The 23,890-nt window shown below is 52.2% G+C and carries 19 protein-coding genes; 10 read left to right on the forward strand and 9 right to left on the reverse strand.

Features of this window, described 5'->3' with window-relative positions:
• Positions 1 to 65 precede the first annotated feature (65 nt).
• Positions 66 to 1,019 (reverse strand): carbohydrate kinase family protein, encoded by a 954-nt coding sequence (locus tag ACTU44_RS12165; RefSeq protein ID WP_336080779.1) that lies wholly within the window; start codon positions 1,017 to 1,019, stop codon positions 66 to 68.
• Positions 1,020 to 1,172: 153 nt separating this feature from the next.
• Positions 1,173 to 2,768 carry a bifunctional metallophosphatase/5'-nucleotidase gene (locus ACTU44_RS12170; RefSeq protein ID WP_336080780.1) on the reverse strand — a complete coding sequence of 532 codons (1,596 nt, stop codon included), beginning with the start codon at positions 2,766 to 2,768 and terminating at the stop codon, positions 1,173 to 1,175.
• Positions 2,769 to 3,383: 615 nt separating this feature from the next.
• On the opposite strand from ACTU44_RS12170, the gene ACTU44_RS12175 reads away from it, so the two are divergent.
• The 7 genes from ACTU44_RS12175 to deoA all read left to right on the forward strand — a co-directional run bounded on the left by ACTU44_RS12175 (position 3,384) and on the right by deoA (position 10,858).
• Positions 3,384 to 4,379, forward strand: a complete 996-nt coding sequence (locus ACTU44_RS12175) for a BMP family lipoprotein (protein ID WP_114097797.1) — start codon at positions 3,384 to 3,386, stop codon at positions 4,377 to 4,379.
• A gap of 42 nt (positions 4,380 to 4,421) precedes the next feature.
• Positions 4,422 to 6,005: an ABC transporter ATP-binding protein gene (locus tag ACTU44_RS12180; protein WP_462097438.1), complete on the forward strand. Its 1,584-nt coding sequence runs from the start codon at positions 4,422 to 4,424 to the stop codon at positions 6,003 to 6,005.
• Positions 6,002 to 7,120 (forward strand): ABC transporter permease, encoded by a 1,119-nt coding sequence (locus ACTU44_RS12185; RefSeq protein ID WP_336080781.1) that lies wholly within the window; start codon positions 6,002 to 6,004, stop codon positions 7,118 to 7,120. The genes ACTU44_RS12180 and ACTU44_RS12185 overlap by 4 nt, the downstream gene beginning before the upstream one ends.
• The gene (locus ACTU44_RS12190; RefSeq protein WP_114097721.1) at positions 7,120 to 8,091 is read left to right on the forward strand and encodes an ABC transporter permease; all 972 of its coding nucleotides are present in this window, start codon (positions 7,120 to 7,122) and stop codon (positions 8,089 to 8,091) included. The genes ACTU44_RS12185 and ACTU44_RS12190 overlap by 1 nt, the downstream gene beginning before the upstream one ends.
• A gap of 150 nt (positions 8,092 to 8,241) precedes the next feature.
• Positions 8,242 to 8,655, forward strand: a complete 414-nt coding sequence (locus ACTU44_RS12195) for a cytidine deaminase (RefSeq protein WP_336080782.1) — start codon at positions 8,242 to 8,244, stop codon at positions 8,653 to 8,655.
• Positions 8,652 to 9,458: a purine-nucleoside phosphorylase gene (locus tag ACTU44_RS12200; protein ID WP_462095545.1), complete on the forward strand. Its 807-nt coding sequence runs from the start codon at positions 8,652 to 8,654 to the stop codon at positions 9,456 to 9,458. Before ACTU44_RS12195 ends, ACTU44_RS12200 begins: the two co-directional genes overlap by 4 nt.
• Before the next feature lie 59 nt (positions 9,459 to 9,517).
• A complete protein-coding gene (deoA, locus tag ACTU44_RS12205; RefSeq protein ID WP_462095546.1) occupies positions 9,518 to 10,858 on the forward strand; it encodes a thymidine phosphorylase in 1,341 nt (446 codons plus the stop codon).
• A 56-nt stretch (positions 10,859 to 10,914) separates the two neighbouring features.
• Here the strand turns inward: deoA and ACTU44_RS12210 are convergent, their stop codons facing one another.
• Positions 10,915 to 12,510 (reverse strand): GMC family oxidoreductase, encoded by a 1,596-nt coding sequence (locus tag ACTU44_RS12210; RefSeq protein ID WP_462095547.1) that lies wholly within the window; start codon positions 12,508 to 12,510, stop codon positions 10,915 to 10,917.
• 305 nt (positions 12,511 to 12,815) lie between these two features.
• Here ACTU44_RS12210 and ACTU44_RS12215 point away from each other — a divergent pair, with 305 nt between their 5' ends.
• Both ACTU44_RS12215 and ACTU44_RS12220 read left to right on the forward strand, forming a co-directional pair.
• Entirely contained in the window at positions 12,816 to 14,378 is a 1,563-nt protein-coding gene (locus tag ACTU44_RS12215; RefSeq protein ID WP_462095548.1) for an SLC13 family permease, read from the forward strand.
• Positions 14,379 to 14,489: 111 nt separating this feature from the next.
• Positions 14,490 to 15,254: a DeoR/GlpR family DNA-binding transcription regulator gene (locus tag ACTU44_RS12220; RefSeq protein WP_114097727.1), complete on the forward strand. Its 765-nt coding sequence runs from the start codon at positions 14,490 to 14,492 to the stop codon at positions 15,252 to 15,254.
• A gap of 31 nt (positions 15,255 to 15,285) precedes the next feature.
• Here the strand turns inward: ACTU44_RS12220 and ACTU44_RS12225 are convergent, their stop codons facing one another.
• The 6 genes from ACTU44_RS12225 to ACTU44_RS12250 form a co-directional block, all read right to left on the reverse strand.
• Positions 15,286 to 16,026 carry an ABC transporter ATP-binding protein gene (locus tag ACTU44_RS12225; protein WP_462095549.1) on the reverse strand — a complete coding sequence of 247 codons (741 nt, stop codon included), beginning with the start codon at positions 16,024 to 16,026 and terminating at the stop codon, positions 15,286 to 15,288.
• Between the two features lie 213 nt (positions 16,027 to 16,239).
• On the reverse strand, positions 16,240 to 16,950 hold the full coding sequence (locus ACTU44_RS12230) for an amino acid ABC transporter ATP-binding protein (protein ID WP_220150297.1): 711 nt from the start codon (positions 16,948 to 16,950) through the stop codon (positions 16,240 to 16,242).
• A gap of 92 nt (positions 16,951 to 17,042) precedes the next feature.
• Positions 17,043 to 18,146, reverse strand: coding sequence for an amino acid ABC transporter permease (locus ACTU44_RS12235; protein WP_114097730.1), 1,104 nt, complete (start codon positions 18,144 to 18,146; stop codon positions 17,043 to 17,045).
• Position 18,147: 1 nt separating this feature from the next.
• Positions 18,148 to 19,344: an amino acid ABC transporter permease gene (locus ACTU44_RS12240; protein ID WP_462095550.1), complete on the reverse strand. Its 1,197-nt coding sequence runs from the start codon at positions 19,342 to 19,344 to the stop codon at positions 18,148 to 18,150.
• 117 nt (positions 19,345 to 19,461) lie between these two features.
• A complete protein-coding gene (locus ACTU44_RS12245) occupies positions 19,462 to 20,484 on the reverse strand; it encodes an amino acid ABC transporter substrate-binding protein (RefSeq protein ID WP_114097732.1) in 1,023 nt (340 codons plus the stop codon).
• Positions 20,485 to 20,977: 493 nt separating this feature from the next.
• Positions 20,978 to 22,930: an acetoacetate--CoA ligase gene (locus ACTU44_RS12250; RefSeq protein WP_462095551.1), complete on the reverse strand. Its 1,953-nt coding sequence runs from the start codon at positions 22,928 to 22,930 to the stop codon at positions 20,978 to 20,980.
• Between the two features lie 407 nt (positions 22,931 to 23,337).
• Here ACTU44_RS12250 and moaB point away from each other — a divergent pair, with 407 nt between their 5' ends.
• Positions 23,338 to 23,868, forward strand: coding sequence for a molybdenum cofactor biosynthesis protein B (gene moaB, locus ACTU44_RS12255; protein ID WP_336080788.1), 531 nt, complete (start codon positions 23,338 to 23,340; stop codon positions 23,866 to 23,868).
• The last annotated feature ends 22 nt before the right edge of the window (positions 23,869 to 23,890 follow it).

Genomic DNA, 23,890 nt, shown 5'->3' on the forward strand with positions numbered 1-23,890 from the left:
GCTTGGACGCTGCTTGCAATCTTCTAGCAAGATGATTTCACCCGGTCAGGGTGATGTGAATATAATCAAAGGGACGACTTTTCCGCCAGCTTGGCGCGGCTTTCAACAGCATCCTGCGTCAGGTTCCAGACCGTTGTGCCATCCGTTTCAGCCGTGAGGCTTGCCATGGCAAGGCCGGATGCAACGGCTCCGTCAAAGGTGCAATCTGGTTTGGTATAGGCGGACAGGAACCCGGAATAAAACGCGTCACCTGCGCCATTTACATCACGCACTCTGGTCGGAAGCGGGTCCCAGAACGCGGTTCCTGCGTGTTCAGAGGAAGTCACGATCCCGGTCGCCCCAAGCGTGATGATGACATCAGGTATGCCTTTGCCACGCAGCAACTCGATTGCAGTTTTGGCCTGACTCTTGTCATTGATCTCGATGCCGGTCAGAACCTGTGCTTCGGCGCGGTTGGCAATGAGAAGATCAAGTTTGCCAAGCACATCCTTGAAACGTACGGCCTTGCTTGGTGACACTGTTGCGGCACACATCTTTGTGCTGCCCTTGTTGTCAGCAAGCCAGGCGATGGTGCTGGCCGGCAGGTTGGCATCAATCAGCCACCAAGGCCATGCTTGCAGGTTGGCAAGTTGCGGTAAGAGCCGTTCGATGGTCAGAAGGTCATAGACCTCGGCATCCATCATGCCCATTGCAAGTTCACCTGTTTCATCAAGAATTGCGGTATAGCCCGCTGTATGCTTGCCTTCGAACTTCATCATCCGGCGGGTATCGATCCCGATTTCCGCAAGGGCTGCAATCACGTGTTCACCGTCGCCGTCATCTCCGACTGCGCCCAGCATTGCCACATTGTTTCCCAGCAGACGCAAATGTACGGCAATGTTCCGTGCGACCCCGCCCGGTTTGCGATGAAGGGTCCGAACTGGATTGGATGCAGCCGGAATATAATGTCCCGTGCATTGCAATGTACGATCAAAATGCGCGGCGCCAAAGCACAGGATATTGGCAGAGTGGGTGATCACGTTATGTCGCTCTTCTTGGTGGATGGGCTCGTCAGTGACGGGCAATTATCAGCCAGCGAATGTCATAAGCTGTGAGCCTGCGCAAAGGCAAGAAAAACAAAAAGGAGCGGCTCCTATGAGCCGCCCCCCTGGATTTGGTGCAGGATGAAACCCTTATTTCATCATGATCCGGTCTTTTGCCATTGGCGTCATCGGGGAGTTGTTGGCGATATAGTCCGCGACTGCCTGTTCAAGGTTCGGACCGAAGTCATAAACATCACTCGCATTGTCACGGAACAGGGCATAGCCATCGCCGCCATTGCGCATGAAGTCGTTGGAAACAACACCATAGAGTTTGTTCATATCGATAGGAACAAAGTCGTCACCCTCGGCAACCATGACATTGGATACGCGGGATCCAACCGGCTGTGACAGATCGAGGTCGAACTTAAGACCTGCGATCTGCGGGAACTGGCCCTTGTCCTCGTCGACTTTGGAAACACCATGTTCAAGCGATGCTACAACGTCCTTGCCCGAGAGCTTGAAAGTCGCCAATGCATTCTGGAACGGCAGTACAGTCAGGACTTCACCCATTGTTACAGTACCTTCGTCGATGCTTGCGCGCACGCCACCACCATTCTGGATGGCGATCTGATAACCATCACCAGCCTTCCAAAGCATGGCGTCGGCGATCAGGGATCCCATCGAACATTCCATATGACGGCAGCTTTCGCGCGATCCGTCAGCGGCCGTAGTAAACGTACCGACTTCGATATTGCGAACGGCGTCAACTTTCTTGCTGGCTTCGGCAATTACAGCAAGGACGTCCTCGGCAGGTTTGACACTTGCATCAAGCGGGATCGGTTCGCCCGACCATGCGGTGGCAACACCATCATCGTCAAAGGTGACGTTGAGTTCACCAAGGTAACGGCTATAGGCATAAGCCTGAACGACCAGAACCGGCTTGCCATCCGGTGCGGTTTCAACAACCGGGTAGGGATAGTTGGCCTTTTCATTGGTATTTGAAAACAGCTGGTTGTCGTGACCGCCGACAATGACGTCAATGCCACTGACGGTGCGCGCGAGTTCGAAATCCTTGTAGGAGCCGGAATGGCTCATGACGATGATTTTGTTTACCCCCTTAAGGCGCAGTCGTGCGACCGAATAGCGTAGTGCCATTTCTGAGTCGGTAATTGAAACCTTGTCACCGGGGCTTGAAATATCGGGAGTTTCTTCGGTGGTGATACCGATCAGGCCAATCTTTTCGCCGCCAAGTTCGACAATGGTATCGGGGATAATCTTGCCCTTGAGGTTCGATGCTGCGCTCGGATGCACGTTGGCGGACAGGACGGGAACCGTGCTTGCCTTGATAAAGGCTTCAAGGACTTCGGGACCATCATCAAACTCGTGGTTCCCGATTGTCATGGCGTCATAGCCCGCCATAGCCATCAACTCGGCGGTCAGTTTGCCCTTGTATGTTGAATAGTAAAGCGATCCCTGAAACTGGTCACCACCATCAAGAGCGAGAACATTCCCGCCTTCCGCCTTTGCATCACGGATGGCTGTTGCAAGACGGGCATATCCGCCAAAGCATTTGCCCTCTGCGTCGTCTTCGGCCTTGCAGGTGTTGTTATATTTCGTAACCGATTCAACGCGATCATGGACGTCATTGGTGTGGAGGATGCGCAAGTCGTAATCAGCCAATGCGCTTCCTGCACCAAAGGTCAACATGGTGCAAGCCGACAGCAATCCTGCAATTTTTTGTTTCATTACTACTCTCCAACAAAGAGGCTCTTTTCCCGTCCCTCACGGGAAAAGATACCATCACAGATCAGAATTTCCGGGAGTGAAGTTTTCCCCTGCGCGGAATGCTAGCATCAAAATTATTCAAGGGGTATGCCCGGTTGATTACGGCGGGATGAAACTTGATCAATATGTGATCGGCATCGCGGTAAACAGAATGTCGGGAAGAATCGATTTAATCTCCAAAGTGGCTGATCGATGCATTTTCTTGAAAATTTTATTGGGCGAATTATTAAGTCTGCCGAGAAAATATATCTTCTGGAAATCTGTCTGTGAGTTTTGGGCCCGCTTCGGGAATCTAAGGGAAACCCCGCAGAAAAAGGACCCGATAGTTGATTCGGATCAGGACGATTTTGACCGGATGGACAGGTTTTGTCTTTCCCTTGCGTGGTCGGCTATTTACAGGGCACTATATTTTGTAGTTACCATAAGCATTCACACCATGAACAAGCGGAATGCTAAGGTTGAGGGACCGTAGCAACACCGATATGGTGGAAATACGTTTTTTCGATGAGGGAGTTCCCCCGGTTAAGGGCACCGGCGGGAAGAATAATCAGAATTCAAGCAATGAAGGGCATCGGAATGAAAAAGCTTCTGACCTCGGTGGTCGCGGCTGTTGCCTGCTATGCAGGTGTTGCTTCGGCTGCAGAAATCAAACCGGCAGTGGTCTATGACCTTGGTGGCCGCTTTGACCGTTCGTTTAACCAGGGCGCATACAACGGCGCCGAAAAATACAAGGCAGACACCGGTACCGAGTATCGCGACTTTGAAATCCAGAACGATTCCCAGCGCGAACAGGCAATGCGGAACTTCGCGCGTCGCGGTATGAACCCGATCGTCGCAATTGGTTTCTCGCAGGCATCTGCACTTGAAAAAGTCGCAAAAGAATTCCCCGAAACCAAATTCACCATCGTGGACATGGTTGTCGACCTTCCGAATGTTCAGTCGGTCGTGTTCAAAGAGCACGAAGGTTCGTTCCTGGTTGGTGTCCTTGCTGCCATGGCTTCGAAAACCGAAAAAGTTGGCTTTGTTGGCGGTATGGACATTCCGCTGATCCGCAAATTTGCTTGCGGTTATGTTCAGGGTGTCAAACACGCTGACCCGAATGCAGAAGTCTTCCAGAACATGACCGGCACCACCGGTGCTGCATGGAACGACCCGGTGAAGGGTGGCGAACTTGCAAAGTCGCAGTTTGACCGTGGCGCAGACGTTGTTTACCACGCAGCCGGTGGTACCGGCGTTGGTGTTCTTCAGGCCGCTGCAGACGCAGGCAAGCTTGGTATTGGCGTTGACTCCAACCAGAACGCATTGCACCCGGGTTCGGTTCTGACCTCGATGCTCAAGCGTGTTGATGTTGCTGTTTACGAAGCATTTGCTTCGGCAGCAGGTGACAACTGGAAGCCGGGCCTGACCATTCTTGGTCTTGCCGAAGGCGGTGTTGACTGGGCTCTTGATGAGAACAACGAGAAACTCATCACCCCTGAAATGAAAGAAGCCGTCGCCAAGGCGAAGGAAGCAATCACGTCAGGTAGCCTTGAAGTCCATGATTACATGAGCGACAGCGCTTGCCCGATGTAAGGCAGCCTTGAAGCAAACCGGGGATTTGTAGTGTCGGATACGATGCATCAAATGCACGGCACCGGGGAAACCGGTGCCGTGCAACCCGCTATTGAACTGCGTGGCATTGACAAGCGGTTCGGAGCGGTACACGCAAACAAGGAAATCGACCTTAAGGTCGATAAAGGAACAATCCACGGTATCGTGGGGGAGAATGGGGCAGGCAAGTCGACCCTGATGAGTATTCTGTATGGCTTTTATCAGGCCGATGCAGGAACAATTCATGTCGATGGCAAGCTTTGTGATATCAAGGGTTCCGAAGATGCCATTGCCGTCGGGATCGGCATGGTTCATCAGCACTTCATGCTGGTCGAGACATTTTCGGTTCTTGAGAACGTAATTCTCGGTGTTGAGGGAGGGGCAGTTCTGCGCGACGGTGTTGACCGGGCACGCGAAGAACTTCAGCGACTTGAGCGCGAATATTCGCTCGACATTGATCCGGATGCCATTGTTGGCGATCTGTCGGTCGGTCTTCAGCAGCGCGTTGAAATTCTCAAGGCACTGTTCCGTGGTGCTGAAATTCTTATTCTGGATGAACCGACCGGTGTTCTGACCCCGCAAGAGGCAGACCATCTTTTCCGTATTCTTGAAACCCTCAAAGAGCAGGGCAAGACGGTGGTTCTGATCACCCATAAATTGCGCGAAATCATGGCTGCAACGGACAATGTTTCCGTCATGCGTCAGGGCGCAATGGTGGCGCATCGCAAAACAGCGGAAACCAGTCCGGAAGAACTTTCCGAATTAATGGTTGGTCGCAAGGTGTTGTTACGCCTTGAAAAAGGTGATGCGAACCCGGCTGATACCGTTCTTAAGGTCGAAAACCTGTGCGTTGATAATGCGCAGGGTGTTCGCAAGGTCAAAAATGCAAGCTTCAACGTCCGCGCAGGCGAGATTGTCGGGATTGCCGGTGTGTCCGGTAACGGTCAAAGCGAATTGCTAGAGGCGCTTGGCGGTATCCGTTCTGTGTCTGAAGGCGTTGTCGAGTTGAATGGTCAGGACGTGACGCCCGGTAAAGGTGTTGACGCAGCCGAATTGCGTCGTCGCGGTGTGGCCCATGTCCCTGAAGACCGTCATCGTATGGCGATGGTAACGGCCTTTTCTGCAAAGGAAGCAGCCATTCTGGGGTACGAGGACGACCCGGCCTATCAAAAGGGTGTCTTCCTGGACTGGCAAGCGATTTCGAATGCCACAGCCAATATGATGTCCGAATTTGATGTCCGTCCGGCCAATCCGGACCTGAAGGCTGCCAATTTCTCGGGTGGCAACCAGCAGAAACTGGTTCTGGCGCGTGAAATCATGCGTAATCCGGAACTGCTTCTGGTCGGGCAGCCGACCCGTGGTGTTGATATCGGTGCTATTGAATTCATTCACAAACGTATTGTCGCCATGCGGGACGCGGGCAAAGCCGTTCTCTTGGTGTCCGTGGAGCTTGACGAAATCATGTCGCTTGCCGACCGAATTCTGGTGATGTGCGATGGTGCCATCATCGGCGAAGTCGCTGCCTCTGAGGCGAATGAACGTGTCCTTGGCCTGATGATGGCCGGTGTTGATCCGAACGAAGCCAAGGCAGTGGAGGGCCAGTCATGAGCACGACCGTCCAGTTGCCGCGTTGGATTGACGTTGGCGCCTTGCCATTAATGAACCTGTTGCTGGCTCTTTTGATTTCGGGGCTCGTGGTTCTGGCGATTGGCGAAAACCCCGTCCAGGTGGTGGAAATTCTGCTTTATGGTGCGTTCGGCTATGAGGAAGCTTGGGGTTATACGCTTTATTACACCACAAACTTCATCTTTACCGGTTTGGCGTTTGCCGTTGCTTTCCATTGCGGGCTTTTCAATATCGGTGCCGAAGGGCAGGCCTATGTCGGTGGGCTTGGTGTAACACTTGCCGCCCTTTACCTTGATTTCCTGCCATTTCCGGTGATGCTGGTTGTCGGGATGCTGGGAGCCATGATCTTTGGGGCTGCATGGGCCTATATTCCCGCCTATCTGCAGGCACGCCGCGGATCACACATCGTGATCACGACGATCATGTTCAACTTCATCGCATCGTCACTGATGGTTTATCTTTTGGTCAATGTTCTGCGACCGGAAGGGTCTATGACCCCGGAAAGCGAACAGATCGCCGAAAATCTGCGTTTGCCGTTCATTCATGATATGGCGGCGGCATTCGGCATCGAAATGGCTTCGAGCCCGCTTAACCTGTCATTTGTCTATGCGCTGGTTGCCAGTGTCATGGTGTGGCTGTTCATCTGGCATACGCGTTGGGGATATGCGATCAGAACTGTTGGTGCAAATGCAGTTGCTGCGACCTATGCCGGGATCGAGCCGGGCAAATTCATCATTATTGCAATGATGATTTCCGGTGCTTTGTCTTCCTTCATGGCACTTAACGAGGTTATGGGCGTTCAACACCGGTTGCTGATTGATTTTACAGCCGGTTACGGGTTTGTGGGGATCGCCGTGGCCCTGATGGGGCGGAACCATCCGTTTGGTATCTTCCTTGCGGCCTTGCTGTTCGGGATGCTTTATCAGGGAGGGGCGGAACTTTCCTTTGAAATTCCGACCATCTCCAATGACATGGTTGTGGTTATTCAAGGTCTTGTGATCCTGTTTACCGGCGCCATGGAGCATATGTTCCGTCCGCGCGTAACCAAGATGTACACCGCGTGGCGTTTGCGTCGTGACGCGCAGGAGGCAGCGTGATGGAAAATTTTGAACTCGTCATTCTGTTGCTTGATGCAACCTTGCGAACCTCGACGCCTCTTATTCTTGCAGCCCTTGCGGGCATGTTTTCAGAACGGTCGGGTACGATCAACCTTGCCCTTGAAGGCATGATGCTGGGCGGTGCGTTTTCTGCGGCGGCAGTTGCCTTTTATATGAATGACCCGTGGATTGGCCTTTTGGCGGCGATCGCAACAACGATTGCCTTGTCTTTGCTTCACGGTTTTGCCTGCATCACGCATAAAGGCAATCAGGTTGTCTCGGGTATGGCGATCAATATTCTGATGTCGGGCCTGACAGCACTTGTCGGTATTGCCCTGTTTGCACAGGGGGGCAAAACTCCGGCACTCGACAAGGCTGCTCGTTTTCAGCCAATTACCTTGCCCGGTGCCGAAGCAGTGAAGGACGTGCCAATCATCGGCCCGATCTATTTCGAACTTCTGAGTGGCCACAATATTCTTGTCTATATAGCGTTTCTTGCGGTTCCCGCCGCATGGTGGGTGATGTATCGCACGCGGTTTGGCTTGCGCCTGCGTGCTGTGGGTGAGAACCCGGGCGCAGTCGATACTGCTGGTATCGGCGTTGTCGCCATGCGCTATCGTGCCGTCATTTGCAGTGGTGTTCTTGTTGGTATGTCCGGTGCCTATCTTTCGACGGCGCAAGGGGCGTCCTTCTTGCAGGATATGACGGCCGGAAAGGGTTATATTGCGCTTGCCGCGATGGTGTTTGGTAAGTGGCGTCCGTTCCCGGCATTGGCGGCGTGTCTGCTGTTTGGCTTCCTTGATGCTGCAGCCACCCGTTTGCAGGGGGTTGTCTTGCCAGGTATCGGTGAAGTGCCGGTCCAGCTGGTACAGGCATTGCCATATGTTCTGACGGTTATTTTGCTGGCGGGCTTTATCGGGCGTGCAATTCCGCCCAAGGCTCTTGGTCGTCCATATGTGAAAGAACGCTAAGTTTAGTGACGTCCGGTTGCAGGGTAAAATGTGCGACCGGACATTTCTTCTTGCGATTAATGACGGCAAAAGGCCGTTTCATTACCACATGTCAGATGAATAGCGTGTCCGGATCGGGGCACGCATAAACTATAAGACAGGATTACGAAGATGGGTGATCTGAAACAGGCACCGCGCGACTTGATTGATGCAGCACTGGCTGCACGCGACAAGGCTTATGCGCCATATTCCAGGTTTCATGTCGGTGCTGCCTTGCGCACGGCAGAGGGCAAGGTGATTGCAGGCTGTAACGTTGAAAACGCAGCCTATCCCGAAGGCGTCTGTGCCGAAGCGGGGGCGATTTCGGCCATGGTTCTTTCGGGGGAAACCAAGTTCGACGAGATAGTCGTTGTCGGTCTTGGCGATGTGGCGTGCACGCCGTGTGGTGGTTGCCGACAAAAGATCCGGGAGTTTACCGGCAGTGATGCGACCATCTTCATTATCAATGATTCAGGCAAGACACTACTGACCCTTACACGCGAAGAGCTTATTCCCCATTCCTTTGGGCCGGAGAATTTGAAATGAGCAATGTAAAAGCCGCGTTGGACGTTATTGCGTCGAAGGCACCGGGTTTCAAGGCCGAGGTTGCCCTGGTTCTTGGCAGTGGTCTGGGCGGGGTTGTTGATGCTGTAAGTGACGCCATTAGCATTTCCTACGCGGAGCTGCCGGGCTTTCCACGTCCGACTGTTGTTGGACATGGCGGGACACTTGTGCTGGGACGGATCGGTGGTGTTTCGGTTGCTGTGATGCAGGGGCGGGCGCATTTCTATGAGCATGGCCGCTCCGACCTGATGGCGGAGCCGCTTGAAACGCTGCGTGAACTTGGGGCCGAGAAACTTATCCTGACCAATGCGGCAGGATCATTGATCCCCGAAGCCGTTCCGGGAAGCCTGATGCTGATTACCGATCATATCAGCCTGTTCGGGCCAAATCCGCTGATTGGCTATCATGGCAATGACAGGTTCGTTGGCATGGATGTGCCCTATGATCCGGAAATCGGTTCAGGTTTGCACGATACCGCAGCAAAGCTTGGTATCAAACTGTTCGAGGGTACCTATTGCTGGTGCACGGGGCCAAGCTTCGAGACGCCTGCGGAAATTCGCGCGCTCAAGGTTCTGGGGGCGGACGCTGTTGGTATGTCGACCGTACCCGAAAATATCCTTGCCTGTCGTCTTGGTTTCAAGGTGGCGGCAATTTCAAATGTCACGAACCTTGCTGCTGGCATGAGCCCAACACCGCTTAGCCATGAACAGACCCTTGATATGTCCAAGGAAGGTGCTTCCAATCTTATCAAGATCTTGTTGCAGTATTTCTCGGGTTCTGCATAAAGCCGATTTTCAATTTCGGTTTTGGTACCCCATAACGACAAGCGTGCAGGAGACAGCAAATGCTGCCGCAGGAAATCATTCGCCGCAAACGTGAAGGCGAAGTTCTGACAGACGCTGAAATAGCGTTTTTCGTCAAAGGCATCACTGATGACAGTATCAGCGAGGGGCAGGTTGCAGCCCTTGCGATGGCCGTTTTCTTTAACGGAATGACCATGGACGAACGGGCTGCGCTGACTCGTAATATGCGCGACAGTGGTACAGTTCTCGATTGGAAGGCACTTGGCCTTGACGGGCCGGTTGTTGACAAACATTCCACGGGTGGCGTCGGTGACAAGGTCAGTCTGATGCTTGGTCCGATTGTCGGTGCGTGTGGCGCATTCGTTCCAATGATTTCCGGACGGGGCCTAGGCCACACAGGTGGAACGCTTGATAAATTTGATTCGATCCCGGGCTATCGCACGACGCCGACACTTGAAGAATTTGCCAAGGTTACCCGCGAAGTTGGCTGCGCGATTATCGGGCAAACCTCTGATCTTGCGCCGGCAGACAAGCGGTTCTATGGCATTCGCGACGTAACAGCGACGGTCGAAAGCATACCGCTAATTACCGCATCGATCCTTTCCAAGAAGCTGGCGGCTGGCCTTGATTCACTTGTCATGGACGTCAAGTTCGGTTCGGGCGCCTTCATGAACGAATATGACCGTGCGCGCGAACTGGCGCAAAGTATTACGGAAGTGGCAACGCGCAATGGTGTTCCGACAGTAGCCTTGCTGACAGATATGGAGCAGGTGTTGGGCGATACAGTCGGCAATGCCCTTGAGATGCGTGAAGCGATCGATTTCCTGACCGGAAAACATCAGGAACAGCGTGTTTATGATGTGACAATGGCACTTGCCGCAGAAATGCTTGCAGTTAGTGGTGTTGCTATCGATGTGGCTGACGGGCTTCGTCAGGCAACGCTTGCGCTTGAAAGCGGCAAGGCTGCAGAAGTCTTTGCAAAAATGGTCGCAAGCCTTGGCGGCCCGGCGGACTTTGTCGAAAACAACACGAATTATCTTGAAGCAGCACCAATGATCAATGCGGTGACGGCTGCCAAAACTGGTCGGGTTGTTTCGATGGATGCGCGCAAGGTCGGCTTGGCACTGGTTGCCCTTAAGGGTGGGCGTACGCGCGCTGATCAGAAGATCGATTTTGCAGTCGGCTTCACCGATTTTGTCAAGGTCGGGCAACCGGTTTCGGCTGAAACGCCGCTTTGCATTGCCCATACCCGTGATCAGGCCCAGCTGGAAGAAGCGACGGCCCTTCTGCGCGAAGCAATCGTTATCGGTGAGGGCGAGGTCGCGCCAACAGGCTCCGAACCCGCTGTGCGCGAACGCATCGTTGCCGGTGTAAAGGGGTGATCCTTTTGATATCGGGTTGAAAGAAAGGCCGGGAAATTTCCCGGCCTTTCTTTATTCTAGCGGGCAGCAGCCTTGATCATGGAAGCCGCTTTTTCCGCAATCATGATCGTTGGCGAGTTTGTGTTGCCTGACACAATGGTCGGCATGATGGACGCGTCGGCAATGCGCAAACCATCCAGACCGCGCAGTCGCAATTCAGGATCAACCACAGATGCCGCATCTGCCCCCATTCTGCAGGTGCCGACCGGGTGGAAGATCGTGGTTCCGATATCGCCAGCCGCACGGATCAAATCTTCTTCGCTGTCATAGGATGGGCCAGGTTTGAATTCTTCCGGCGCATAGGCAGCAAGGGCCGGTTGGCCTGCGATCTTGCGCGTCAGACGAATTGAGTCTGCTGCCACCTTTTTATCTGCATCTGCTGACAGATAGTTCGGGGAAATCGCAGGCTGTTGCGTGTGATCCGGGCTGGTAATGTGAATGCTACCGCGGCTTTGCGGGCGCAGGTTACAGACACTTGCCGTGAAAGCCGGGAAGGGGTGGACGGGCTCGCCAAATTTCTCAAGTGACAGTGGCTGGACGTGATATTGAAGGTTCGGCGTTTCAAACGATGCATCAGACCGGGTGAAAATCCCCAGCTGACTTGGTGCCATGGACATCGGGCCTGACTGATTAAACAGGTATTCCAGCGCAATGCTGGCTTTGCCCAACAGACTGGTTGCCTTTTCATTCAGGGTGCGAATGTTGCTTACCTTGAACGCACAGCGCAACTGCAAATGATCTTGAAGGTTTTCGCCGACTTGGGGGTTATCAAGCACCTGTTCGATGCCATATTGCTGCAAGACATCGCCGCGTCCGATTCCGGAAAGCTCCAGAATTTGCGGGGAGCCGACAGAACCGGCTGAAAGTACTGTTTCACGATTGGCATAAACAGTTTCGATATTGCCTTCGCGCTCATATTCAACGCCGGTTATCCGGCCTTCGGAAATGATCAGACGCCGGACATGGGCATTGGTACGAACTTCAAGGTTTTTACGATCAAGGGCAGGGCGGAGAAATGCTTTGGATGTGTTCCAGCGAATGCCGCGCTTCTGGTTTACATCGAAATAGGATGACCCTTCATTGGTTCCACGATTGAAATCCGGCACTTTCGGAATGCCTGCCTGTTCGGCAGCATCCTGAAAGGCCTCAAGGATTTCCCAGCGTACGCGTGCCTGTTCAACCCGCCATTCGCCGCCTTCACCATGCAGGTCATCGGCACCGCGATAGTAGTCTTCCGATTTCTTGAAGAAGGGCAGCACATCGTCCCAGCCCCAATTGGTACATCCGGACTGGCGCCATTGATCATAGTCATTGGCCTGACCGCGCATATAGATCATGCCGTTGATGGACGAACATCCGCCAAGAACCTTGCCGCGCGGATACCCAAGGGACCGGCCGTTCAAACCCGGTTCGCGGACGGTATTAAAACACCAGTCAACCTTGGGATTGCCAATGCAATAAAGGTAACCAACCGGAATATGAATCCAGGGATTGCGATCTTTTCCGCCAGCTTCAAGCAAAAGAATATTTGCGTCTTCCATATCGGACAGGCGGTTCGCCAGCGTACAGCCGGCCGATCCTGCGCCAATGATGATGTAATCAAACCGGTCCATGTGTCATTTCCTGAATGAGGACAATATGGAACCGGTTTCCCCGGTAGCGGTTGTGTTTCACGGAAGGTTCCTCTCTGAGTGGCAGCCAAGGTTTTTCTTGTGAGTCTTGTTTCTTGGTGTGACGCTACCATTGATTTGACTGTCTGAAAATATAATCAAGCGTTGTATCCATTCCGGCATGCGGAAAAAGACACCTTTGTTGATTGTTGGAATAATTCAAATAAAATCAATATAATAGCAGTTGTTTAAGATCGAAAAACTTGATTAGTCTCGTCTGTCCACAAACTCAACCACGAGCTTGATTGATGATCCGTTTTCGATGGCTTGATCGTTTGCCTATTTCTGCGACCGGGGCACATCCGGAATCTCCCCGACGGCCTGGTGCACTTCGCCGCCAGCTTGGGTTCTGGGCCGGAATCTTGACAGCTGTTTCAATGGTGTTGAGTGGACCACCGGACGATATGGCGCCAGCTGCGTGGCATACAGCTGCAATTGCTGCATTGATGGCAATCTGGTGGTTGAGCGAAGCGATCCCGATAGCAGCAACCGCATTGGTTCCGGTTGCTGTTGCCCCGAGTTTTTCGGTGGCAACAATTGACGATGTGACTTTGCATTACTCGAACCCATTGTTGTTTTTGTTTTTAGGCGGATTTGTCATTGCCATTGCGATGGAGCGATGGAATTTGCACCGACGTGTCGCACTGGTGATTTTAAAGCAGGTTGGTTTTAAGCCATCTTCGCTGGTCGGAGGTGTCATCGCTGCGACGGCGGTGCTTTCAATGTGGGTCAGCAATACCGCAACAGCGACCATGATGCTGCCAATCGCGCTTTCACTTGTGAATTTGCTTCGAGAACACGATAAAACTCAGGATTCCTCGTCTTCTCAAGCTGTTGAAGCAGGCGATGAACCTGTCAAATTACCGCGATCAGTTCGAAACTTCGCACTTTCAATGCTTTTCGGGATTGCATTCGGCGCCAGCATTGGTGGCATTGGAACGCTGATCGGGACACCACCCAATGCATTGTTGGCAGCATATCTTGATAGCAACTTTGGTGTTTCGATCGGGTTTGGGCAATGGATGTTAATCGGCGTACCATTTGCTGGCATTCTGTTAGTCGTGTGCTGGCTGGTTCTTACCCGCTATGTCTATCGACTGGACGATTCCTTGCCTGAACCTGTTTGCGAGGAACTGCAACGCGATATGGACGCGCTTGGTCCTATGTCTCGCGGCGAGAAATATGTTGCGACAGTTTTTTGTGTTACAGCGCTTCTATGGCTGGTCCGACCGCTCATCACAAATATTTTCCCGACATTGTTGCTAAGTGATGCGTCTATTGCGGTAACAGCTGCCATCGCATTATTTGCGATTCCGGTAAATGCGCGCGAGAATCAGTATATTTTAAGCTGGAAAGCTGCCCTTGCATTGCCTTGGGGCGTTCTGATACTGGTCGGAGGCGGGTTGGCACTTGGCGCGTTAATCAACGATACGGGCCTTGCAAGTTGGGTGGCCAATAGGGCGGGTGCTCTGCCTCATTTGCCCGTTATTATCCAGATAGGAATGATTTCCCTGATTGTCATTTTGATCAGTCACCTGACGTCAAACACAGCTACGGTTGCGACGTTCCTGCCCCTTGTCGCTACCTATGCATTGGCCGAGGGGATAGATCCGGTTCTTCTATCTGTTCCGGTAGCGCTTTCAGCAAGCTGTGCATTTATGTCTCCTGTTGCCACACCTCCAAACGCGATTGTGTTTGCCAGCGGATATTTGACAATCGGAGACATGGTACGTGCCGGTGCATTGATGAATGTGATTGCGCTTATTGCTATTATTTTGTTCGCCGTGATTTTGGTCCCGATTGCTTTCTAATTGCCAGAAATGTCTGACAACTCTTGCCAAACAGTTCAATAGAACGCATTTTGATCAGTAATGAAAATTTACCCGCCAATATGAAAATCAGAAAAATCAGGAGAAAACGGCATGGGAAAACTGGATCGGCGCCGTCGCGAGATACTTGAACTCGTTGCGTCCAACAGCTTTATGACAATTGATTCCCTTGCTGACCATTTTTCCGTTACCCCGCAGACCATCCGTCGTGACATCAACGAAATGGCAGAAGAGGGGCTGATTGCGCGCTATCACGGTGGGGCGGCCAGTGTTTCCACGACCGAAAACACCGCCTATCAGGATCGCCAGGTACTTAATCTCGGGAGCAAGCGCGAGATCGCCAAGCTGGTTGCCGAGCATATTCCGGAAGGCGCTTCGCTCTTTATCAATATCGGTACAACGAATGAAGAAGTCGCCCATGCCTTGTCCGGGCATAAAAGTCTGAAGATCATTACCAATAACCTGCATGTTGCAGAAATTTGTGCCGCAAATCAGGGGTTTGAGGTCATTATTGCAGGTGGTGTTGTTCGCCAGCGTGACTTCGGGGTCATAGGGGAAGCGACAATTGATTTCATCAACCAGTTCAAGGTTGATTACGCAATCATCGGGATTTCCGGGGTTGATGAAGATGGCAGTCTGATGGATTTCGATTACCGCGAAGTCCGTGTGGCACGGGCCATTATTTCCAACGCCCGCCAGACATTCCTGTGTACCGATGCATCAAAGTTTGGTCGACGGGCAATGGTGCGGTTGGGCCATTTGTCGGAAATCGATGCATTGTTCACGGACCGTCATCCGGGGCCGAATTGGGCAGACGTGATCCGGGAAGCCGACGTTTCGGTTTATACCGCGAATTAAAGCGCAGTCAGAAAGCCAAGCGTGTTTACGTTCAGGCGTAAACACCATCTTCGCGCTTGCCGGTACGCATTGTGATCGGTCCTTGTGACGATCCATCAAGCATCTGGGTCAGATGTTCATTATGGGCATCATCAATGTCACTGGTCTTGCCAGACCAGTAAACCTTGCCATCATGCATCATTGTCAGGTTCTGATAGCGCGTGCGTGCGATCTGCATGTCATTGGTGATGGAAATGACAGTAGTGCCGCGTTGCTGCGCAATTTTTGAGATCATCAGTTCGATATGGTTCGACAGAACCGGATCAAGACCCGCTGTCGGATTGTCGAGCAAAAGCAGTTCCGGATCGCTTGAAATTGCCCGGGCGATACCAACACGCTTTTGCATGCCACCAGACAGATCATTAGGGGTGAGGTCTGCACTTTCCTCGGCCAGACCGACAAGCCCCAAAAGCTCGGTCGCACGTTCCTTTGCGGCCTTGCGACTCAGGGTGCCAAGTTCGATTTGCCGGAAACAGATGTTTTCCCAAACAGTAAGGCTGTCAAAAAGGGCATTGTGTTGAAACAGCATGCCGATTTTTGCAGCCCATTCCGGACGCGCAGGGGAATCTGCACGGCTCACATCGTCACTATCAAGAAAGATGGAACCCTCATCTGCGCTGTAAATCCCGACCAGACATTTCATGAGAACGCTTTTGCCAGCAGCGGACGGGCCGATGATTGCCATGGTTTCACCCTTGGCAACACTCAGGTCAACGCTGTCGACTGCAGTCATTCTCCCGAAGCGTTTGGTGAGTTTGTTTACCCTGACAAAGGCAGTCTTGTCCGTTTGAGAAGATGCAGTTTGGGTCATTTACATTCCGGTTTTGGTCGAGTTCGCGCTGAGTTTCGGCAATTGCCGAGCAGGGGGCAAGTACCAAATTCACAAAAATGAAAACGGCCCCAAGCGGGGCCGTTTTGCAAGATATGCTGAATTCGTGAAATCCGCTTAGTGCGAAAGGATCTGGCTGAGAAACAGCTTGGTACGATCGCTTTTGGGATTGTCGAAGAATTCCTGCGGACCAGCCATTTCGACGATCTGACCTGCATCCATGAAGATAACCCGATCAGCAACCTCTTTGGCGAAGCCCATTTCATGGGTTACGCAAAGCATGGTCATACCTTCTTTGGCAAGCTCGACCATTACGTCGAGAACTTCCTTGACCATTTCCGGATCAAGGGCCGAGGTCGGTTCATCAAACAGCATGATTTTCGGCTGCATGCAGAGCGAGCGGGCGATTGCCACACGCTGCTGCTGGCCGCCGGAAAGCTGACCCGGATATTTGTGGGCCTGTTCGGCAATCCTGACACGCTCAAGATAGTGCATGGCCAGATCATTGGCTTCTTTCTTGGGCATCTTGCGAACCCAGATCGGTGCCAAAGTCAGGTTTTCAAGCACAGTCATGTGCGGGAAAAGGTTGAAGTGCTGGAACACCATGCAAACTTCTCGGCGTACGGCTTCAATGTTTTTGACATCATCGCCAAGCAAAATTCCGTCAACATAGACTTCACCGCTTTGATAGGTCTCGAGGCGGTTCATCGTGCGAATGAGGGTGGACTTTCCAGAGCCTGAAGGGCCGCAGATGACAATACGTTCACCTTTGCGAACAGTCAGGTCAATGTCCTTCAGAACATGGAAGTTACCATACCATTTGTTCATCTTGCTGACGGTGATGACATCCTCCTTGGACGGAGGAGGCACAGCGCCGGTAGTGGTTTCAGTTGCTACAGTCATTGTTTTCTCCTCGTTCCTTACCTGCGCTCGCCTTTGCGAAGCTCTTTTTCAAGATAGGCGGAGTATTTCGCCATCGAGAAACAGATCAGGAAGAATATTGCCGCGGCGAAGGCATAGCCTTCCACGTAGTATTTGGTCCATGCAGGATCACTGCGAAGTGCAAGCTTTACCGTTCCAAGGAAATCAAACAGGCCGATAATCACGACCAGCGTGGTGTCCTTGAACATTGAGATGAAGCTATTCACCGTTGGCGGAATGACCAGACGCAATGCCTGCGGAAGGATGATCAGACGCATGGACTGCCAGTAGGACAGTGCAAGGCTGTCGCCTGCTTCGAACTGTCCGCGCGGGACAGCCTGAAGACCACCACGAAATACCTCGGCAAGGTAGGCCGCCGTAAACAGGATAATACCGATCTGCGCACGCAGCAGCTTGTCGATGGTTACCCCCGTCGGCAGAAACAGCGGAAACATGACGGATGCCATAAACAGGACCGTAATCAGCGGTACGCCGCGAATAACTTCGATGTAGACAACGGATACAGTCTTGATGGCGGGCATGTTGGACTGACGGCCAAGCGCAAGTAGCAAACCCAATGGAAATGCAAAGATCACGCCGATAGACGACAGGATCAGGGTTAGCGGCAAGCCACCCCAGTAACTGTTCTGGACATAGGTAAGACCAAGAACACCACCCCACATCAGTACGCCGATAACAGGAACACCGACAACCCACATCGGGATAATCCATTTGCGAAGGCCGGGATATTTTACGGCCCCCAGGCTACCGCAAATGATTGCAATCAGAACAATCATGGCAAGTACCGGCCGCCATTGTTCTTCGTACGGATAGGTGCCAAACAGGATCAGACGCAGGTTGGCATTTACAAAGCCCCAGCAAGCGCCGGTAACCTCTGCACATCCCTCGATCGTTGGTGTCAGTGTTGCATTGACAACCGCCCAGTTAAACAGCGGTGGAACAAGCCAAAGAATGAAGGCGAGGGCACCCAGCGTCAGAAGGGTGTTAAACCATCCGTCAAAAAGGTTCTTCTTTGACCAGGCAACAGCTCGCTCGCTGAAAGTCCCGGTTGGAAGAGGAGGCAATTTTGCGTTTTCTGACATATTACCTCTCCACCAGTGCCATTTTCTTGTTGAACCAGTTCATAAAGAGTGAGGTCAACAAAGACAAACCAAGATAGATCGACATGAAGATCGAAATCGCTTCAATTGCCTGACCAGTCTGGTTCATGGTTGTGTTGGAAACTGAGACCAGATCCGGGTAACCGACAGCTACGGCAAGCGAGCTGTTTTTGGTCAGGTTCAGATACTGGTTTGTCAGTGGCGGAATGGCGACACGCATGGATTGCGGCAGAATAACCTTGCGAAGGGCAACAGAGCGCTTGATTCCAAGACTGTCCGCTGCTTCCCACTGGCCGTTTGGAACGGCCTGAATGCCAGAGCGTACGACTTCGGCCACATAGGTTGACGTGTAAACCGTCAAGCCGATCAGAACGGCCATAAATTCTGGCGAAATATTATAACCACCACGAATGTTGAAGCCCTTGAGTTCCGGCATGCTCATCTCGGTCGGAGCTCCGCCTGCAAGGTAGGCAAGAAACACAAGACCGACAAAGATACCAAGACCCACAAGGAGCATCGGGAAGGTCTGTCCTGTCGCGTCCTGGCGTTTGACAGCCCATTTCCTGATGAAATAGATAGCGACCAGAGCGATAATCGCCGCAATACCCATCAGGGTATATGCGTTGTCCGCAACCGGCACAGGCATATACATGCCGCGCGAAGTCAGCAGGACACCCGGGAGCGGCTCTAGCGCATCGCGCGGGTGGGGGAATGCCCCGGGGATCAGCGCGTACCAGAAGAACAGCTGAAGCAGAACCGGGATGTTACGGAATGTTTCAACATATACCGTCGCCAGCTTGCGAACGATCCAGTTGGACGAAAGGCGTGCAACGCCAAAAATGGTTCCGATAATCGTGCAAAGGACGATACCAAGAACCGATACTTTCACGGTGTTCAGGAGACCGACCATCAGTGCCGTCGCGTAGTCGCTCTGGGCACTGTATTCGATCATGCTTTCACTGATCTCGAAGGAAGCTTCAAGATCGAGGAACCCGTAACCGGTCGAGATGTTTTGTTGCTCAAGGTTGTACAGGGTGTTGGACACCAGGTACCAGCCAGCCAGAATGATAAGACCGATGGCGATGATTTGATAAAGCACCGCGCGAACGTTCTCGTCATTCAGATAGTCGACAAGGCTCTTGGAACGAACATCTCCCGGGGTATGTTGAGGCTTACTCATAGGACCCTCAGGTGTAGATTGTATCCAAAATCAGTAGGCACCTAACGAAAAGCTCCGCCCATGCGTTCAGGCAGTGGGGCGGAGCTTCGTAGGTTTAGTGGAACGGTTGCTAACGAATTAGCGAACCGGCCATGCGTACTGCAGGCCACCATCGGTCCACAGAGCGTTCAGACCACGCTCGAGGCCAAGCTTGGCGGTAACGTTCTTTTCATAGCTTTCGCCATAGTTACCAACATTCTTGACGATACGGTATGCCCACTCTTCGTCGAGACCAAGAGCCTCACCCATGCCCGGTGATACGCCCAGCAGACGCTGGATGCCCGGGTTGGTGCTGTTTGCTTTCATATCATCAACATTCGCCATGGTGACGCCGAATTCTTCAGCTTCGACCATTGCAGTCAGAGCCCAGCGAGAAATGTCGGCCCACTGCTCGTCACCCTGAGCAACAACCGGACCAAGCGGCTCTTTGGAAATGATTTCCGGAAGAATGACGTAGTCATCCGGGTTTTCTGCCATGGTGGTACGGATCGAAGCAAGACCCGAAGCATCCGTGGTGTAAACGTCGCAACGGCCCGAGAAGAAGGCAGCGGTTGCTTCGTTGATGTTTTCGATAACGACCGGCTCGAAGCTCATGCCTTTGGCGCGGAAGTAATCAGCGAGGTTCAGCTCGGTGGTGGTGCCCGGCTCTACGCAGACGGTTGCTCCGTCAAGCTCGGTAGCGCTGTTCACGCCGAGAGCTTTGGGGATCAGGAAGCCCTGACCGTCATAGTAGTTGATGCCGACGAAGGTCAGGCCGAGCTTCGCGTCACGCGTGGTGGTTGCAGTGGTGTTACGCGACAGGATGTCGATTTCACCGGACTGCAGCGCCGTGAAACGCTGTGCTGCGGTCAGCGGGGTGTACTGAACGCTGTTTGCATCGCCAAGGACTGCGGCAGCAATCGCACGGCAAACATCAACGTCGATACCTTCCCACTTGCCTTCAGCATTTGCTGCGGAGAAACCCGGAAGACCGGTGTTCACACCACACTGAACGAAACCTTTCGCCTTGACGCCGTCAAGCACGGCACCAGCCTGTGCATTCTGTGCGGCGACGGCTGCAACAGTCATTGCACCCGCGGCGAGGATCGTTTTGATTTTCATAGAAAAGCTCCCTTATTAGCAAAGCATTGTTTTTAGCTTTTGTGCCACCCTGGATACGCAATTAAGCATATCCATCAATCCAAATTGATTGGATTGCCAAATTAAGAAATTTTAGGCCGCTATGTGTCAAGTCTGAAAAATTTTCGACTGGTCGGGCCGGTACTGTTTTTTGAGGAAAATCGCCGATTTTTTCCATCAGGTGAACGTTGTAAATGGAAACGCATCAAGGTGATGGATAGCGTAATTGGTTTTTATATCAGTGTCTTAATCGGTTCTGGTTTTGGGTGTTTCGCAAAAGGACGAGAATGCACGAACTTTTTTCGACGGAAATATGCCAGTGTCTAAAAAAAGATCATTTTTTTATGCTGTCCAAAATGCGTGCACATTGCAGTGCGGAATCGGAGATGTCGTGACTCCGGTTTGAATTATTCCATTCTGCGTGCAGACGAGATGAAAAAGCCCCCTCCGACGCTGTCATCCGAGGGGGCTGGTTTTATTTCTTGAGATCATTCAGGTTCGAGAACAGCTCAAGAGCGGTCGGATTTGCTAGAGCTTCCTGATTTTTGACGGGTCTGCCATGGACAACATCGCGGACTGCCAGCTCGGTTATTTTTCCGGACTTGGTGCGTGGAATGTCGGCGACGGCAATGACCTTGGCCGGGACGTGGCGCGGTGTGCAGTTGGTACGAATCTGCTTCTTGATCTTGTCAATCAGTGCCGTATCCAGTTCATAATTATCGCGGAGCACAACAAACAGGATGACCCTGACGTCGTTATCCCAATCCTGTCCTATGACAATCGATTCCTGAATTTCCGGAAGCTTTTCGACTTGGCGATAGATTTCTGCTGTGCCGATGCGAACACCACCCGGATTCAGGGTTGCATCAGAACGGCCGTAAATAACCATGCCGCCTTCGTCATCAAGTTCGACATAGTCCCCGTGGCACCAGATATTCTCAAACCGGTCGAAATAGGCCGCGTGGTAACGCGATCCGTCCGGATCATTCCAGAACCCGACAGGCATGGAGGGGAAGGGTTTAGTACAAACCAGTTCGCCTTTCTCGTTGCGAACAGATTTGCCTTCGTCATCAAATACGTCGACGGCAACACCAAGGGCGCGCGTCTGGATCACGCCGCGTTTTACCGGCAGTACAGGTGAGGCCAGAACAAAACAGCCCAGAATATCTGTCCCGCCCGAGATCGATGCGAGATGAATGTCTTCCTTGATGTCACGATAAACGTAATCAAAGCTTTCAGGTGCGAGCGGCGAGCCGGTCGATGTCATGGCACGCACAGTCGAAAGGTTATGCGTTTCGCGCGGCTTGAGTTCCGCCTTTGCCAGGGCATCGATATATTTTGCAGAGGTGCCAAACAGGGTCATGCCTTCGGCATCTGCGTAATCAAACAGGATGTTGCCGCTCGGATAGAATGGTGAGCCATCATAAAGCAGCAACGTCGCACCTGCTGCCAGTCCGGCCATCAACCAGTTCCACATCATCCAGCCGCATGTGGTGAAATAAAACACCCTGTCTCCGGGGGCGACATCACAATGCAAAACATGTTCTGAAACCTGTTTTAGCAGCGTACCACCGGTCCCGTGGACGATGCATTTCGGCTTGCCGGTGGTGCCTGACGAGAACATGACATAAAGAGGGTGATTGAACTCGACCTGTTCGAATACGATCTTGTCACCTTCGAACGGGGCGATGAATGCCTCATAAGTCACAGCATTGCGGATTCCCGTGCTGTCAGCACCATCAAAGGCATATTTGACAATGACGACCCTTTTCAGGCTGTCGATGCGATCAACAACATCGCGGACCTTTTCACGGATGTCATGTTGCTTGCCATTATAATGATAGCCATCGACAGTTATCATCACGGTCGGTTCGATCTGACCGAACCGGTCAACGACGCCCTGCACACCGAAATCGGGCGACGCGGATGACCATGTTGCGCCAATCGCGGCCGTAGCAATCATTGCAATGACCGTTTCTGACATGTTGGGCATATAGCCACAAACACGATCACCCTTTTTGACACCTTCAGCACGCAATGCTTGCGAAAAGCGGGAAACAGCAATGTTGAGTTCAGCCCAAGACAGGCGCGATTTGACCTTGTCTTCGCCCCAGAAAACGATGGCGTCTGTATTGTCATCACGAGCCAGCAGGTTTTCTGCGAAATTCAGTCGAGCATCGGGGAAGAACTGTGCGCCGGGCATCTTGTTGCCATCAATCAGAACGCGTTCACCCCATGTCTCGGCCTTGAGTTCGGTGTATTCGACAAGGGCAGGCCAGAAATCCTCGATCTTGGCGACAGACCAGTCATACAGAGCGGTGAAGCTCTGGAGATCAAGGCTGTATTTGTCATTCACCCAGCGGCGAAAGCTGGTGACATTTGCGTTTTCAACACGTTCTTTCGTCGGTTGCCAAAGCACGTCGCTCATGATGGGCCTCTGTTTCCTGCGATGTTGTGTCTTCAAATTAGCGCGTTATCTAATTTGGTATCTTGATACCGTTTTCTACGGGGAAAAAAGTCGGTCGGCAAGCGGAGTAACGCAGATGTCTAAAATTGGTAATACCAATTATGCGAGAAAACTTCTGAAATCGCATCAATAATCTCTGTCAATATATTGTTATATCGTAAAAATATAAGATTTAAGATGCTTGTAAAAATCTTTTCAACCCGGATCGATATGGACTGGTTTTGCTAATAAAATGACAAAAATGGGTGCATTTTTATTTTATCGTGATTCGCTCTCTGTGCCTTCGGAGTATCTTCAGATGAAAATGCTTGCACGTTCAAGGCAGCGTACTAGTTTGCTTTGATCGCAAAAAAAGCTGGAGACTCATCTTGGCCGGGATTGATGAAAGCAAGGCGTTTGTATCAATCAATATCGCTGTTTTGACAGTAAGTGATACGCGCACAGCAGCAAATGATACCTCGGGTGATTTACTTGTTAGCCGAATAGAAGCCAATGGCCACCGCGTCCACGAACGATTGATCCTGCGAGATGATCAGACGATTCTGCAGCGCCAGTTGCTGGCTTGGTGCGAAAATCCCGAGATTGATGTGATTATCTCAACGGGCGGAACAGGGGTGACAGGACGTGATGTTACTGTAGAAGCCCATCGGGCTCTTTACGAAAAGGAAATCCCCGGATTTGGCGAGCTGTTTCGGTGGATTTCGTTTCCCAAAATCGGGACGTCAACTGTTCAGTCGCGTGCAACGGCTGGGGTCTGTAAGGGGACTTATCTGTTTGCGCTGCCCGGATCGACGGGCGCATGTAAAGATGCCTGGGATGAAATTCTGACCTATCAGCTTGATATTCGCCATCGCCCCTGTAACTTCGTGGAACTTATGCCACGCTTGCTTGAACGCTGAAGCATGAAGTGGCGGAACCTGG

The sequence above is a fragment of the Thalassospira sp. SM2505 genome, from assembly GCF_054901115.1.